The following is a 16,094-nucleotide window of genomic DNA, read 5'->3' as shown; positions in this document are numbered from 1 at the left end:
TTTTATAGTCGACCAAGCCATTAACCAATTGAGCGTCTGCTCGCGTCAATCGTTTTTTGACGGGCGCGCTTGCCTTGACCAAATGCCTGAGTAATACGGTCAATAATAATAGCAACAATGACAATAGCCATACCTGCTTGTAGGCCTTGACCAATATTAAGGGTTTGAATAGATTGCAACACATCTTCGCCAAGACCCGGCGCGCCGATCATAGAAGCGAGCACCACCATGGATAGCGACATCATGACTGCTTGGTTGACACCCGCCATGATACTAGGCAGTGCTTGTGGTAACTTAATCCAAATGAGTAGCTGCAAATGCGTACTACCAAATGAGCGTCCCGCCTCGACCATCTCATGATTGACCTGCGTAATGCCTAATGTCGTCAGACGAATCAATGGCGGCAATGCATAAATAATGGTGGCAAACAATGCAGGCACTTTACCAATGCCAAATAGCATGAGCACTGGTATGAGGTAGACAAAGCTTGGCATGGTCTGCATCACATCTAGTATCGGTGTAACCACCTTACGCAGCAGCTGACTGCCTGCCATCGCAATACCAATAGGAATTCCAATCACTACTGTGACCAATACTGATACGATGAGCAAGGCAAAAGTATCAATCAACGCGCCCCATAGTCCAAAAGCACCAATGAGAAATAACCCTGCGCCACATGCCAGCGCAAACCAAACCTTACGCACACCAAACCAGCCCAACACCGTAACAAGTGCAATAATCAGCCATGGTGGAATGACCGTTAATAGACGCTCAATGGGTAGCAATAAATAGGTTAATGCCATCGTACTGATGCTGCGAAAGACGTCACCGTAATTTTGAACAACACTTGCCAATGTATTATTGAGCGGCGTTTCCAGTGACCATGAGGGAAAACTTGATGCGAGACCGAACTGGCTCTCACTGCTGGAATTATTAGTAACAGCCGTACTATCGATAGGATCGCCTGTTAAGCTGATACCTAACTTAGCCGCAAGATTGGTAGCAGCCTCATCGGATAGCCATGCTTGCCAAACGTTTGGGTTTTCGCGCAAAAATACCAATGCTTGCTCATCTCCGCTACGTTTACTTTCGCTCATCTCTAAGATAGCGCCATTAAGCTCATCAGAGGTAAACTGTATTTTTTTGAAGACATCTGCTAGTTCAGGATTAGACTCAATAAACGGCGTAGATACCGCGATACCTAAAGGAGAGACAGGGAACCCAGTGACACAATCCATCGTACCATCCGCTCGTAACAAGTCTTGCCAACAGGCATCATTATGAGCAGGAAACGCCAATGGCGCAAAATCGTATTTTGCCATCAGCCCCGTAGGCTGCCAATAGTAGAATAACAGTGGTTTATGCTGCTCAAAAGCAGAGGAGATCTCAGCATCAAGCGCGGCACCTGTTCCGGGGTGGGCGTTGTTAAAGGTATTATCTAAACCCGTATTTTTAAGTAATCGGGTATTGAATATCTCGCACGTCCAACCAGAAGGACAATTCATAAAACGCGACTTACTAGGGTTTTCAGGATCTGTAAACAGCTCAGTGTATTTAGGCAAATCTTGATAGCTGCGTAGGCCTGGGTTTTCTTCTAATACGTAGCTAGGGACATACCAACCTTGGGTTGCTCCGCCCTTGAGCGTATCGCCGATGACCGCCACCTTATTTTGTTCAATGGCTTGTTCCATAATTGGAGATCGTCCAACCCACTGCTCTCCAATGACTTGAATGTCATTCTGTGACAGCGCCGTTTCAAGCGCGGGGCCTGCTCCTGGCACTTCTTCGATGGTACAACCATAACCCTCTTCAGCAATATACTTGAGCACTCCAGAGGTAAACTGACCGCTCTCCCATGTAATCGCGCCAAATTTTATCGGTGACCCGCAAGCTGCTGACGCCGATATAGGCAGTAATAGTGCACTCATACAGAGTAGGCTTAACGCAATCCATTGGCGCATGGGGTGTCCTATTAATAATTAATACGGTGTTATACTTATAGAGCTTAACGAACGCTACTTTAAAATGCTACTTTAAAAACACTGCCATAGCCTTCTTAAACAGTCCACCATAAGGCGGCAACAACAGATTCAGACCATTCAACTTAGATTGTACAAACACCGGCTTCATGTGGCTTAAACGCTCAAATCCTGCTTTGCCATGGTAAGCACCTGTACCAGAATCGCCAACACCACCAAACGGTAAATCATGCTGAGCCACGTGTATCAAAACCTCATTAATACACAGACCACCTGAAACCGTATTATTACGTACTTTTTCTATGCCTCTATGGTTATCACCAAAGACATACAGCGCCAAAGGACGTGGACGCGCGTTAACAAAATGAATCGCCTCGTCAAGCGTCTCATAATGCATCAATGGCAAAATCGGTGCAAAAATTTCATTTTGCATGACTGCACTATCAGGAGCAGGTTCACTCACAATGATTGGCGGCATTAAACGCGTTTCGATATTGGCTTCAACAGCAGTCAGCTGACGTATCTCATCACCTGATAATGCATCTAGGTAGTCTTTAACGCGTTTAAACTGCTGGACATTAATCATACGTGAATAATCTGGGTTGTTTTCGATATTAGGATAATGCTTTTCCATCCACTCTTTTGCCAGACTGATAAACTGCTCATGATACTTGCGCTGAATCAGTACATAATCAGGGGCAATACAAGTTTGACCAGCGTTTAAGGTCTTACCCATCATCACACGATTCACCACTGTCTCTAAATTGGCACCGTCTAATACCATTACTGGTGACTTACCACCAAGCTCAAGCGTGACTGGTGTCAAGTTAGGCGCAGCGGCTGCCATGACTTTTTTGCCGACTGTTGTAGAACCAGTATATAGCAGGTGATCAAAGGGTAGCGAGCTGAATGCCGCGGCAATATCAACTTCGCCGAGTACCACACAAACCATATCTGGCGAAAAATAGCGAGCGATTGCATCAGCAAACGCTTGAGCAAATTGCGGTGCTGCCTCACTCATCTTAATCATCACCCGATTACCTGCCGTTAATGCATCAATCAACGGCCCTACTGCCAAAAATAGCGGGTAATTCCAAGGCACCATAATACCGACCACGCCTAATGGCTGTGGCTGGATTTCGTTGTGAGCAGGCATATACAGGGCTGAAATAGGCGCACGCTGCGTTTTCATCCATTTTTTGCCATGTTTTTTGGCATGGCTGATACCCGTAAAGCTCGGGAACAACTCGGCAAACTGCGTCTCAGATGCGCTACGATAGCCGAAGTCTGCGTTAATCGCTTCCGTAAAACCAATTTGGTTATCGCTAAGCATGACCTCTAAGTTGTCTAACTGAGTCTCGCGTGTTGCCCAATCATTTATTGGCTGCGTCCGGCTAAGTGCTTGCAAGTGTGCAAACTGCGCTTGCATCTCATCGATAGTGTGAGCAGTACTGAGCACTTCAGGCGCGTCTTGTGTTACTGGACTGATATCTACTGAGGTCGGCTCGCTAGCCTTTTTATTATTACCTGTCATTGTTCTTCCTTGTTATATGTATTGGCATCATTCTAGGGCATGTCCTCAATTCAATCGATAGTTATCTAAATGGGTTAAAAATGGCTAAATCTTGCCAAACGGCGTCAAATAGCTGACTAATATCTCGATATTATCTGCGCTATTTTCCTTGTTTGACTGCAATTTATCTCATTTTTATCACCATTTTTAAAATGAGGACACGCCCTAATTCACTATCTTTTAATGTAGCGTAGTGAACAGCGAATGAACAGCAGATTCCAGTAACTCCTACGTTCGTAAAAAAGTGATATGACACATCCTAGCTTATGCCTCTCCTTTATTCGTCACAGATAGTTATGAATTCTGCACAGGTGTAATTTATAGGCTCTCAAGTTAGAGAGTCCTAATTTATAGAATCCCAATTTATAGAATCCCAATTTATAGAAACCTAAATTATAAAGCCTCAACTTATAGAGATGCAGCTTGCACAGACATTGCCTATAGAAGCGCCGTTTACACAGACACAAAATATAACTTTGGGTGCCAATCTCAAAAACTGCTACACTTAATGCCAGAAATTAACACCTGCAAAACCTTAATAATGTATATCTAAAGATCAGACAACAATAAGACTGCCACTCTCATGGAAAACACCACACAACCGCTCAACGAAATGCTTGTCACTAAATACCTATCAACAGCCGACTATAACCCGACTCATGATGCGATGTTACAACGCACGCTTGAGCGCATTGCGTTAAAAAAAGAACAAGACTTACGGACGCCTGACGAGCTATGGATTGTCGATCATAATGATGTTTATACTCTTGGGCAGGCAGGTAAAGAAGAGCACATACTGCAACATACTGACACCCCTATCATCAAGACCGATCGTGGTGGACAAGTCACTTGGCACGGTCATGGTCAGTTGGTTATTTACTGGTTGTTTGATTTGCATAGTTTGGGCTGGAGTGTGCGCAACTTGGTATCACATGCAGAGCAAGCGATCGAAGATGTGATCAATGAGTGCTTACAAGAATCTGATGCCTCGAAGAGTGAAAATATCAGCGCTCATGCACGCCGTGACGCACCTGGGGTTTATTTATATGCGGATACTTCTACACCAGATAGTAATGCCGATACGCAAACCAACGATACACCTGTTGATGATAAAATCATGCTAGGTAAAATAGCCTCACTCGGTTTTAAGATTAAGCACGGTTTTAGTTATCATGGTATCGCGTTAAACGTCAATTGCGACTTGGCGGCGTTTAATGCGATTAACCCTTGCGGTTATGCTGGCATGCAAATGCTGCGCTTATCAGATTTCGTCAATATGACTGAAAACGCTGCACCATCGCTCAGTTATTCGCAAATCACACAAAAATTGATTGATAATATTGCTAAGCGTCATGCCGGTATTATTGAGTTACGAGCGATCGCACCAAAATAAATGCTTTGAGTCCATTTTTGCATAATCTTTTTTTGCATAATATCTTGCCCGCTTAGACTTAAGCATTTTGAGAAAATTTGTAGCAAACTTGCTATAATCGCTGTCGGTACAATTGGCGCAGCGATTATATGATAATAGCGCAGTCAAACCCTTATATATTATTCAAAGATTCAAAACAAAAGAAAACTGGAGCAGTTTATGGCTGATTTTAATAAAATTCTAGATGCAGGCGACGTAGATAACGGCATCATCAACGTAGTAGTAGAAATTCCAGCTGGTAGCAGTCACAAAATCGAATGGAATCGCGAGCTAGCAGTATTTGAGCTTGATCGTATTGACCCACAGATTTTTGCCAAGCCTTGTAACTATGGCTTTATCCCACAAACGCTTGACGAAGATGGCGATGAGCTAGATGTGTTATTGCTTACTGAGCAACCATTACCAACTGGCATTTTCTTAAAAGCCAAAGTAATCGGTGTGATGAAGTTCGTCGATGATGGTGAAGTAGATGACAAAATCGTCGTCGTACCTGCTGACGACCGTGACACAGGCAACGCTTACAACAGCCTAGCTGATTTACCAAAACAGCTAATCAACCAGTTAGAGTACCACTTCAGCCATTACAAAGACCTGAAAAAACCAGGTAGCACTGTGGTTGAATCTTGGGACGATGTTGCAGAAGCGAAAGAAGTGATTAAAAAGTCTATCCAACGCTGGAAAGATCTATAATTTATCAAAGATTGGCAGAAATGCTGATACAGATAGATACTAAAATACCGCAATCATCATTTTGATTGCGGTATTTTTTTGCTTGAATATTTAAATGTTCAACAGACCCTGTTTATAAAGCCGTTATAATAAACAAGACATCATCTTTAAATTTTTACGTTGCAATAAGGACAATCATGTTTAACCCCGACCCTAGCGCAAAGTCAGTCAACTCAAAACTGCCAAAAGCGGTCATTATGATGATCGAAAAAAACAATATAGTCATGGCCATCAAAACACTGGCTGAAGATGAAAACATCAGTATGGATGAAGCCAAGGTACGGATTGATGCCTATGAGACGCAGCTAAAGGTAAAACAGCAGCAAAAACTCAATACTATCGCCAGTAAGCAAGGCATACCTCATCAAGCTATCAGCTTTGATAGAGAGCCCGAAACCGAAGATGAATCTGATAAATTGGTGAAAAACCGTCTCAAAGCCAATAAAAAAGGTAAATCATTCAAAAACCTACAGGATGGCGTAGACGGCAAACTAAATGATTTAGGATGTAAAAAACCACTACTACCTTATTGGACAAAACGGTTGTTGGTTATTGCTGTCATTATGGCAGGACTGTTTTGGATACTGTGGCAAGTGTTTGGTTAGAATTCCGTACCGAGTAACCAGAGCTAATTTAAGTAGTTCCATTATGGCGGTCTGTTTTAAGTGGTCTGCTAATCCATTTGAGGGGCGAAATAGCTGGCTCCCTTAGGGTATACTCTACGCTAACTATAACTTCATAAGGGTTTTAAATGCCAGATACCTATATAGAGATTTACACCGAGCATCAAAGTGATACTTGCTTAGAATGGGTAAATAGCATGGTTAAAATGCTGATGAACTTCTACGAAGACACAAGAGGATTAACATGGTCAGGGGTATATTCAGAAACTTACCAAGGTAAAGGGTACACTTTCGTCCATCTAGCTACTTTACTCAAACACAGTGAACATGATGCTTATAAATTACTTTTTGATTTCATTCAAGAACGATGCCTATTACTCATTAAAAACCGCCCTGATGACTGTCATATCTTATTGACTCCGCAGTCCTCAACAGATTACAAAGATGGTTTAGGTCTAGGTAATAGCCAGACTACTCAAAAATTCATCCAATTTCCTAATGTTGGAGTAACTACTTCAAGATTTGCAGGTTATAGACGAATAGAGGTCATCATGGCGCATAAAAAAACTGGGTTTAGTGTCATTGCTAACGATCATAGAAGTCAGATTGGCAATACAGAAATAGCAGGTCAGTATCTGTATTCTAGAATACAGTTTTATAAATATTTACCTAAGGAGGCTATTTGGTATTAGAACACTTTAGTATTCAATAATTATACATCATCAATCTACACGACAAGTATCACTTGAAGTACACTACGATTATCAGAACAATTCAACCTATTGATACTACTAACCTACAGCCTACAGTTCGAGTCCTCACTAGAGTGTCAAACCAGTAAAAGCACTTGATTAGTTCGCCATAGGTATGCCCAAAATATAAATCCTCTAAACGATAACTCATCTGTTAATAGTCGAATCGATTCATGAACTTGACTTTAAACCTATAGTTCGAGTTGTATGCCGTTTTACCATATATTTTCCCAGCAGGGGCAAACAAAATGCTGGTAATTGAAAAGCACCCAGTAACGGTAAAAACACCGCACCCATAAAAGGTGCCGTTATGGTGTAAGCAAGCAATACATTGCGTCCACCGCACACCAACGCAGCGATGATGGCGTTTTCATAGCCAAAACGCCGATATATTATGTAAGCCGTAAAATAAAACACCAATGCCAATACAAAACTTAGCACCAGTAACAACAATGCTTGCCACGGATTATGATCAAAGGTGGTACGAAACCCTGCCATCAGTCCAAGTGGAAACAACATCAGCAGTAAAATATTAAACTGCCCAATTTTGGGATAGTAACGCGACAAAACAGCAGGTAAAACGAACCGGCGCACTCCAAAAGCTAATACTATTGGCATAACAATATAAATCAACAAACGATTGACATAAGTGCCAATGTCTATGTGCGCATTTTTATCGCCCAATAGCCACAATACGCCTAATAATGTACATGGCATAATGAGCGTAGCAGCGATAGTTTTTGCTGTCGCCAGTTGTGCATCAAATCCCACCGCATTGACCAGTGCACCACTTCCAAATAACGGAGCAGTAGCACCAAGACCTGCAATCGCCAACAGCCAATCGCCACGCACACCAAGCGCATAGGCAATTAGTATTAAAGCCAGACTTATACCTCCGCTTTGTAACAAGGCAAAAACCCACACATAGCTTGTCGCTATACGCTTTAACAGTGCATATTGATCGATGCCGAGTAAAGTAAAAAACATTAAGAAAAACAGCATTTGAGGTAAATATATCAATACCACATTGGATACATCTGGAAAAACAAAGCCAAAAACTGCGCAAACGGGCATAATTAATGTGCTATGACGCGCAATAAACCGAAGAAGCATGACCTTTCCTAATAAAAAACATTCATATAAAAAGGTATGACTCCCCTTTTTTACCATCCATTATGCAAATGGGTTCCACATGATACTACTTTAGTATTTTAATTACCTAATCATACCACTGTGACGGTTTGCTACTTTTTTGGCCCAATCAGATAAACCTCATGTAAATTGAGAACACACCCTAAAAAGATGCCAGCCCGAACGCTCGACGATATATCTGCTATTATAGCGACAACGTACAAATGTATATTCTAAAGCAACTCTTTTGAGACTCACCATGATCCTTCTGCATACCTCGCTCACCAGCAAGACAACCCTTTTTTTAACAGCAGCGATATTATCCGTGTCGGCACTGGCTGCTGATTTTAACCAAACCCAATATTTGGCTGATCAAGCTGATGCTGATGCTGATGCTCAATATAATCTTGGAGTGATGTACGACACTGGCAAGGGTGTGCATCAGAATTACGCCAAAGCGGCTGAGTGGTATCGAAAAGCAGCGGACCAAGGTTATGCTAAAGCTCAATTTAATCTTGGCTTGGCTTATTACAAAGGCGAAGGCTTACGTCAGGATTACGCCAAAGCAGCTGAGTGGTTTGAAAAAGCAGCGGACCAAGGCGATGCTGAGGCTCAATATAACCTCGGGTTGATGTACGATCAAGGCGAAGGTGTTCGTCAGAATAATGCTACTGCTAAAGAATGGTTTGGTAAATCTTGCGACAATGGGAATCAAGATGGTTGTAATGAGTTTCAGAAATTAAATTCAAAATAGAGAGCCTTAGAGCTTTGCAGATAAGATAAAGAGGTTATTGAAAATAACCTCTCAACTTTACGCTGCTCAATCTTCAGCGCTATTGATCCAACCAAACTCTTTCTTTTCTTATAGACATTTATATCGACTAACGGCAGCCATTAAGCGTAATCATCTATTTCGTTTATATAGGTAAGAGAGCTTTCAACGGCTGCCGAAACACCTTGAGATATGAGAAAGTTTATTAGTTTATTGGTGGACAGATTTTTTCATTTAAAGTAATATCAACAAATTTTCTTCCTGATTCATCATAAAAATATAGTAAAAATGTATATCCATTTGCCTGCTGAAACTTGGCGTCGAATAATTCACTGCAAAAACTTCGCGTCTTTTCTGCAGTAGTAAATTCTTGATGAAGAAATTTTTTGAATTCATTAAAATGTATATCATCTATCTGATTTTGCAAATCTAACGTATAAGAATAAACAGCAATACTTGGTGAATGAAAAACGCTAGTTACTTCAGTATTTGCGTCAATCATAATAGGTAAGCTATCAGCAAGCTCATTATTTATTTCAGTAAAAGCTTTGGCAGCTAATTTTTTATCTATATATTTATAGTTTCTATCTACAATCCCCTCTTCTAGAAATAATTGATCAAGCTCTGCAAACTCAGCGTGCACGCTACTGGTTGATAAACTAATAAAAAACATAACTTGCATAAACCTAATAAAAAAAACCCTCAAAGCCCACTCCTAAAATATAATTTAATAAACTATAACTATACCAAAAAATAGTCGACTTTTCCTATAATTTCTTTCATATCAGAGCCAACAAATCCTTTAATCTGACAATACTCATCAGTAAGTATTCCGAAAAATAGGCTGTGTAAGGTTAAGTTTGCTATCAGTCGAACTTAAGAAAATATGATGACAGTAAGATCAATAAGTTAGATATAATATTTGTGCTATCTGGCACTGACTTTCTTATATCCAAATTATATTGAACTGGCTATAATACCAATTTGCTTAGGCTATAAACCACTAAGGTCGATATGGTATGACTATCAAGCTACATAAGTAAAACTTTATAAGTTTATAAGTGTGGATTTCACGACAGAAGCCAAATTTTACGCTGCTCAATCTTCAGCGCTATTGACCCAGCCAAACTCTTCTAGGATTCGCATCCATTGATCGTCTAATCCCGCCTTTAGCAACAACGGCTCACCAGTGACCGGATGGCTGAGCGCTAAAGTCTGGGCATGCAGCAGCATGCGCGTACAGTCATATTGAGTACGAAAAAACCGCGTATGACGTATATCACCGTGACTGGTATCACCCACAATGTGATGGAATAAATGCCTCATATGTCGACGCAGCTGATGCTTACGTCCAGTCTCAGGAGTCAAACGCATAAGACTATAACGGCTAGTGGCGTGTTTTTTTGATACCGCAAATGGTAGCTCAATTTGTGCCAAACTCTGCCAGTGGGTAACCGCTTCTTGAGCAGGTTTGTCCAAGTTGGCAAACTTGTCAGCGATGGCATCGGGCTTAAAGCTCAACGCATAATCAACGCTACCCTGCTCTGACATAAAGCCGCGCACCACCGCTAAATACTGCTTGGTCACCTGGTGTGCAGTAAACGCCTCGGTCAGACTACGTGCCACAGCTGAGCTTTTGGCAAACAACAACACGCCCGATGTAGGCCTATCCAACCTATGCACCGGAAACACATGACAACCCACCGCATCACGAGTGAGTTGTAGGGCAAAGCGCGTCTCGCCTCTATCCAGCCAGCTGCGATGCACCAATAAACCAGCTTCTTTATTAATCGCTACCAGATGTTCATCTTCATAGATGATTTCTATTTGATTGGCGACGTCGCTTTCGGAGCCCGTGTTTTCGATATTCATGTTTTCAGTGCCCATACTTTAGGTCTTGATGAAGCCGTTTCATCGTATAAGTTGTGCTAACTTTTAACAGAATCTAGGGTCTGTCCTCATTTTTAAAATGGAGGAACGCCCTAGCCAAAACGCTGTTGCAAATAAGCATTGATATCATTAGATTCATACATCCATTGGACATCGTCGTTTTCTTGAATACGTAAACAAGGCACTTTTATCCGCCCACCATTTTCAGCAAGCTCATTGCGAAATTGCTCATTATTTTTTGCATCTCGCAGCTCAACAGGCACATTCAACTTGTGAATTTGACGGCGGACTTTGACGCAAAAAGGACAAGATTGAAATTGATATAAAGACAATCCCTCACCAGCCTGATTAACTAAAGCTTGCTCTTCCTCAGTGCGAGTCATGGCTTTACCTTGAGTCATGACACTTATACCAGCGATAATTCGCCCTAGACCTTCTCGTAGTAATTTAACTAACATCCTTACCTCTTCAAATTATATTATTTGGTTTTTTTGACCCTTTGAGAGTCAATCATCAATCTATATTTGTGTGATTGTTAATGCTTCTCGGGTATACACACTTTAGCACTCATACTTTTTAAAACATCAAAAAAGCACCCTACCAACTATTTTTACTTCATTTCAAAGCATATATCTCTCAACGTCAGTGATGCTCACCAGGGAGTATTTTTGCAAAAATACGCTGTGCCAGGTTGGGTTTTCTATCCCTCGTTCGAGCAGCAGTCGAGCTAGGAAATATACGATAACCAATGGACTGAATACTCACATTAAATGAAGGCATCAAAGAATAACTGGCCGAGGCAAACTTGCCCATGTTACTGGCAATACTATTGGGCTTGTCGACGATAGCTCTTGCAACCATCATTGCTGCTTCATCAGGCATCAACGCTGGCATATAGCGATATAGCTTGGTTGGAGCAATCATAGGTGTACGAACCAATGGCATAAAGATATTGGTGACTTTAATATTGTCACCTTTCACTTCCGCTGCTAAACAACGGCTAAAAGCATCCAATGCAGATTTGGAAGCCACATAAGCGGCAAATCTTGGGCTATTGGCCAACACACCAATCGATGAAATATTGACAATTTGACCCGTTTGACGTCCAATCATCGTTGGTAAAAACCCTAAAATAATTTTGACGGCCCCAAAATAATTGATTTCCATGGTACGCTCAAAATCATGAAAACGATTGACTGACTCATGGACTGAACGTCGAATCGAACGACCTGCATTATTTACCAATATGTCGATATGCTTAAAGTCAGCTAGGATTTTTTGACTTGTAGCCTCAATGGCAACCATATCAGTGAGGTCACACGCATAGTAGTTTGCCTTACCACCCAATCTTTCTATTTTATCTTTGACCATTTTTAGCTTGTCTTCGGTACGTGCCAATAAAATAACATGTGCACCGCACTCACTAAGCAAAAAAGCGGTACGCTCACCGATACCACTTGAGGCACCAGTAATAATAATGATTTTGTCTTTAACAACGCTAGTGATTGCTGTCTTTGATGGATTGGCCATAAAAATTCCTTTTTGTTTGTCCCATTCCTATGATCGTTCGATTATAGAATAACAAGAAAACATAAGATAAAGTGAATTAAGGTAAAGTGAATAATAAAACTACGGTCTTATTCAGATAGGGTGAGGGCTTTAGAATTTCAAAAGCCAATAAAGGCATGGTTGTCTGATTTAAAATTTTGGTGATTTATTCATGGGCTTTTAAAAAATCTTCAACGGCCTGAAACTGCCCTGCGGTACTCTCTTCGCTATACATGGCTTGCCTAAAAGCGTTGGATTTTGGAATACCTGTCGTATACCAAGCGATATGTTTGCGCGCGATGCGGCAGCCAGAGTATTCACCATAAAAGGCATATAACTCTTGCAAATGTGTTAATACAATTTCTTTTATTTCACTGATACCGGGCGCATCAAGATGCTCACCAGTCCGTAAGAAATGTCTGATATCACGAAATAACCATGGCTGACCTTGAGCGGCGCGGCCAATCATAACGGCATCACAGCCAGTCAGTTCGTACACACGCTGTGCTTTTGTCGGGCTATCGATATCACCGTTAGCAATGACTGGGATACTGATGCTTTCTTTGACTTCACGTATCAGATCGTAGCGCGCCTCTCCGGTATACATATCCTCTCGCGTACGCCCGTGTATAGCGATAGCAGCAATACCGGCTTGCTCTGCCCGCTTGGCCACTCGTAAAATATTTTCGCGGCCATTTTCATAACCCAGTCGCGTCTTCAGAGTGACTGGTGCATCCACCGCATTCACAGCAGCATCTAACAGACGGGCGACTAAGTCTTCATCTTGTAATAATGCAGATCCTGCCAGCTTGCGGCATACTTTTTTGGCAGGGCAGCCCATATTGATATCGATTATTTGCGCGCCATTATCAATCTGATAACGCGCCGCTTCCGCCAACTTATCTGGCTCGGCTCCTGCTATTTGCGCTGAAATAGGGGCAATTTCACCATCAAAATTGGCACGGTATAATGATTTTTTGCGAGCGTATAGCGCGGTATCGGCGATGATCATCTCGCTCACCGCATGACCTGCGCCAAATGATTTGCACAATTTACGAAACGGGTTGTCAGTCACGCCTGCCATAGGGGCAACCATCAAACAGTTTTCAATCGTAAGACCACCAATATTTAACGGCTGTAATAATGGATGCTCAGATACTGGCAAAGACGAGAGTGAAATAGGAGAATCTATAGACATAAAAAACGGCTTGATTTACGAGGAAAACAAGCCGTTATTCTAAGGGTTCGTACGCGTATTGCAAGCTATTCACGTGAATAACTTGCATCAATAAACACTACTTTATCATCATTGAGCGTATTACTTATCAAACACACTACCCTGCTCTAAAGTAATATCTTCATCGTGTTCTTGCATGCGCCACGGTAAACTGTCAGGCGATACATTTAAGAAATGCAGATACTTTTCAAACTGATCTATGATGTCATTGATAACCGATTCTGTTTTATAACCATACAAATCATAGGTTTGACCCCCGCGGCGTAAATATACCTCGGCACGGTGATGATGCTCTTGTGGCAATTCTCCTGCAGTCGCTTCGGTATAATCAGGCGCTTCGTGCTCAGATAGACGTACCTCATACCAAAACTCGACATCATCGCCACGATGTAATTCTAGTACGGCACGGTTGTTTATCGCATCATAGTTAACATCAGTAATCCAACCCGTTTCTGCAAACTTTTCTGATACTTCTACCATCGACGGCATAACCACATTTTTGATATACATCAATACCTTGTCACGAGTTGGCTGCTCAGTAATATAATCAATACGGTCACGCCATGCTGACGGCTTAAGTAGATGTGGTGGTAATCGGTTGTCGTTATCTAAGCTTTGATCGCGATGACCTTCAATCCGTAACGCACGCCACATACCAAAGATAGAAATCAATATGATAACAGCGAAAGGCAACGCACTGACAATAGCAGCAGTTTGCAATGCTGTCAGACCGCCTGCCAATAGTAACACTGCCGCTACAGCACCTTCTGTCACTACCCAAAAAGTACGCTGCCACCATGGTGTATCGCTACGGCCACCAGCAGCGAGTGAATCAATAACCAATGATCCTGAATCTGATGAAGTCACAAAAAACGTGATGATGAGCAATATCGTCAGCGACGACACAAACTGAGTAAATGGCAAGTTTTCAAACAATTTAAACAAAGCGATGGCTTGGTTGTTTTGTACCTCACTAATCAGCGAAGTATAGCCATCCATCATAATCATATGTAGAGCCGTATCACCGAACACAGCAAACCAAAAGAATGTGAAAAAGGTAGGTACCAGCATAACGCCTAGCACAAACTCACGAATAGTACGACCACGGCTGATTTTGGCAATAAATAGCCCAACAAACGGAGCCCAAGCAATCGTCCATGCAAAGATAAACAGCGTCCAACTACCGATCCAGTCACTACTCTCGTAAGCTTGTAAACTAAAGGTACGCTCAACAATATTACCTAAATAGCTGCCCGTATTTTCCATAAAGGCATTTAGGATAAATATGGTAGGACCCACAATGAATACAAAGACCATCAGTGATGTGGCCAGTACCATATTGAGTATCGACAGCCGCTTAACACCTTTATCCATACCTGCTAGCACCGATACTAAGGCAGCCGCTGTAATGACAGCAATGGCTATCACCTGTACTGTGGTATTAACTGGAACAATATCGGGTAGCAAATAGTTAAGACCGGCATTAATTTGCGATACTGACAAACCTAAGCTGGTGGCGATACCAAACAACGTACCCAAAATAGCGAATACATCAACCGTATGACCGATAGGTCCATGGATTTTTTCACCAATTAATGGATACAAGGTGGAACGCATAGACAATGGTAATCCATGACGAAACGCGAAATAAGCGAGCGACAGCCCCACCACACCATAAATAGCCCAAATGTGAAAACCCCAATGAAAATAAGCAATTTGCATTGCCTCTTTTGCTGCATGAATGGTTTCGGGCGTAGATAAAGGTGGACTGGCAAAATGAATAACAGGTTCTGCTACCCCATAAAATAGTAAAGCGATACCGTACCCTGCTGAAAACAGCATGGCAAACCATTCTAGAAACTTATATTCAGCCTCTCCATGGTCTGGTCCAAGCTTGATATTGCCATATGATGAAAATGCCAACACAATGATAAACAGTAAAAATATGGCAACCGCCAACATGTAAAACCAACCAAAAGTCTCGGTCGTAAAGGTTAGTACAGAACTAAATAACTCACCTGCAGCTTCTGGGTTAATGGCAGTACCAACAACCAATAAAATCATGACGATAGCAGCTGGCAAAAATACGGGCAGTAAAATAGTGGATCGAGCAGTTTTATCTTTCATAAAAGTGATCTCACAAAATAGGTTTTCAATTATTATTTAAAATCAGTCTCTAACAAGAGACCTAAGACGATAGGAGTTTCCGTTATTAAGATAACAATCGTTAAAGATAGCCGTTAAAGCGAGTCATCAAATAGAATCACTAAAACTAGAAAAAACTGCTTATTATCATAAATAGCAAATACGCAAATAATGGCTTATTAATAAACAACGCCTGCAATATAGGTATAAAAAATATTTTTGACGTTTATTAAAATAACAATGGAACAACATGCGGTTATATGTAGCATATTTATCGTGATGA

The 16,094-nt window shown here is 41.6% G+C and carries 14 protein-coding genes; 5 read left to right on the top strand and 9 right to left on the bottom strand.

Features of this window, described 5'->3' with window-relative positions; translation table 11 throughout:
- Positions 1 to 20 precede the first annotated feature (20 nt).
- Together ACT3QP_RS08520 and ACT3QP_RS08515 are read right to left on the bottom strand one after the other, a co-directional pair.
- Complete coding sequence (locus ACT3QP_RS08520; RefSeq protein ID WP_444525176.1) at positions 21 to 1,961, bottom strand: glycine betaine ABC transporter substrate-binding protein; 1,941 nt, start codon at positions 1,959 to 1,961, stop codon at positions 21 to 23.
- A 67-nt stretch (positions 1,962 to 2,028) separates the two neighbouring features.
- Positions 2,029 to 3,513 carry a coniferyl aldehyde dehydrogenase gene (locus tag ACT3QP_RS08515; protein WP_444525175.1) on the bottom strand — a complete coding sequence of 495 codons (1,485 nt, stop codon included), beginning with the start codon at positions 3,511 to 3,513 and terminating at the stop codon, positions 2,029 to 2,031.
- A gap of 622 nt (positions 3,514 to 4,135) precedes the next feature.
- Here ACT3QP_RS08515 and lipB point away from each other — a divergent pair.
- From lipB to ACT3QP_RS08495, 4 genes are all read left to right on the top strand, one after another.
- Positions 4,136 to 4,945: a lipoyl(octanoyl) transferase LipB gene (gene lipB, locus ACT3QP_RS08510; protein WP_444525174.1), complete on the top strand. Its 810-nt coding sequence runs from the start codon at positions 4,136 to 4,138 to the stop codon at positions 4,943 to 4,945.
- Between the two features lie 198 nt (positions 4,946 to 5,143).
- Entirely contained in the window at positions 5,144 to 5,674 is a 531-nt protein-coding gene (locus ACT3QP_RS08505; RefSeq protein ID WP_192518741.1) for an inorganic diphosphatase, read from the top strand.
- Between the two features lie 176 nt (positions 5,675 to 5,850).
- Entirely contained in the window at positions 5,851 to 6,318 is a 468-nt protein-coding gene (locus ACT3QP_RS08500; protein ID WP_192992502.1) for a hypothetical protein, read from the top strand.
- A 146-nt stretch (positions 6,319 to 6,464) separates the two neighbouring features.
- Positions 6,465 to 7,028, top strand: coding sequence for a peptide chain release factor family protein (locus ACT3QP_RS08495; RefSeq protein ID WP_192992501.1), 564 nt, complete (start codon positions 6,465 to 6,467; stop codon positions 7,026 to 7,028).
- Positions 7,029 to 7,259: 231 nt separating this feature from the next.
- Here ACT3QP_RS08495 and ACT3QP_RS08490 read toward each other — a convergent pair whose 3' ends face one another.
- Complete coding sequence (locus ACT3QP_RS08490; protein ID WP_444525173.1) at positions 7,260 to 8,201, bottom strand: lantibiotic ABC transporter permease; 942 nt, start codon at positions 8,199 to 8,201, stop codon at positions 7,260 to 7,262.
- 277 nt (positions 8,202 to 8,478) lie between these two features.
- Between ACT3QP_RS08490 and ACT3QP_RS08485 the strand changes: the two genes are divergently transcribed.
- The gene (locus tag ACT3QP_RS08485; protein WP_444525172.1) at positions 8,479 to 8,973 is read left to right on the top strand and encodes a tetratricopeptide repeat protein; all 495 of its coding nucleotides are present in this window, start codon (positions 8,479 to 8,481) and stop codon (positions 8,971 to 8,973) included.
- Positions 8,974 to 9,196: 223 nt separating this feature from the next.
- On the opposite strand, the gene ACT3QP_RS08480 is transcribed toward ACT3QP_RS08485, so the two are convergent.
- The 6 genes from ACT3QP_RS08480 to ACT3QP_RS08455 all read right to left on the bottom strand — a co-directional run bounded on the left by ACT3QP_RS08480 (position 9,197) and on the right by ACT3QP_RS08455 (position 15,793).
- Positions 9,197 to 9,664, bottom strand: coding sequence for a hypothetical protein (locus ACT3QP_RS08480; RefSeq protein WP_444525171.1), 468 nt, complete (start codon positions 9,662 to 9,664; stop codon positions 9,197 to 9,199).
- 425 nt (positions 9,665 to 10,089) lie between these two features.
- Positions 10,090 to 10,878, bottom strand: a complete 789-nt coding sequence (gene truC, locus ACT3QP_RS08475) for a tRNA pseudouridine(65) synthase TruC (RefSeq protein WP_444525170.1) — start codon at positions 10,876 to 10,878, stop codon at positions 10,090 to 10,092.
- 95 nt (positions 10,879 to 10,973) lie between these two features.
- A complete protein-coding gene (locus ACT3QP_RS08470; protein ID WP_192520471.1) occupies positions 10,974 to 11,339 on the bottom strand; it encodes a glutaredoxin domain-containing protein in 366 nt (121 codons plus the stop codon).
- A gap of 184 nt (positions 11,340 to 11,523) precedes the next feature.
- Positions 11,524 to 12,411 (bottom strand): SDR family NAD(P)-dependent oxidoreductase, encoded by an 888-nt coding sequence (locus ACT3QP_RS08465; protein WP_192520470.1) that lies wholly within the window; start codon positions 12,409 to 12,411, stop codon positions 11,524 to 11,526.
- Positions 12,412 to 12,595: 184 nt separating this feature from the next.
- A complete protein-coding gene (dusB, locus tag ACT3QP_RS08460; RefSeq protein WP_444525169.1) occupies positions 12,596 to 13,627 on the bottom strand; it encodes a tRNA dihydrouridine synthase DusB in 1,032 nt (343 codons plus the stop codon).
- A 120-nt stretch (positions 13,628 to 13,747) separates the two neighbouring features.
- Entirely contained in the window at positions 13,748 to 15,793 is a 2,046-nt protein-coding gene (locus ACT3QP_RS08455; protein WP_192520468.1) for a BCCT family transporter, read from the bottom strand.
- Positions 15,794 to 16,094 lie beyond the last annotated feature (301 nt).

This window comes from Psychrobacter sp. AOP7-B1-24, assembly GCF_052376215.1.
GTDB lineage: Bacteria > Pseudomonadota > Gammaproteobacteria > Pseudomonadales > Moraxellaceae > Psychrobacter.
The sequence above is the reverse complement of the archived record's forward strand: the minus strand, read 5'-3'. Positions and strand labels throughout refer to the sequence as shown.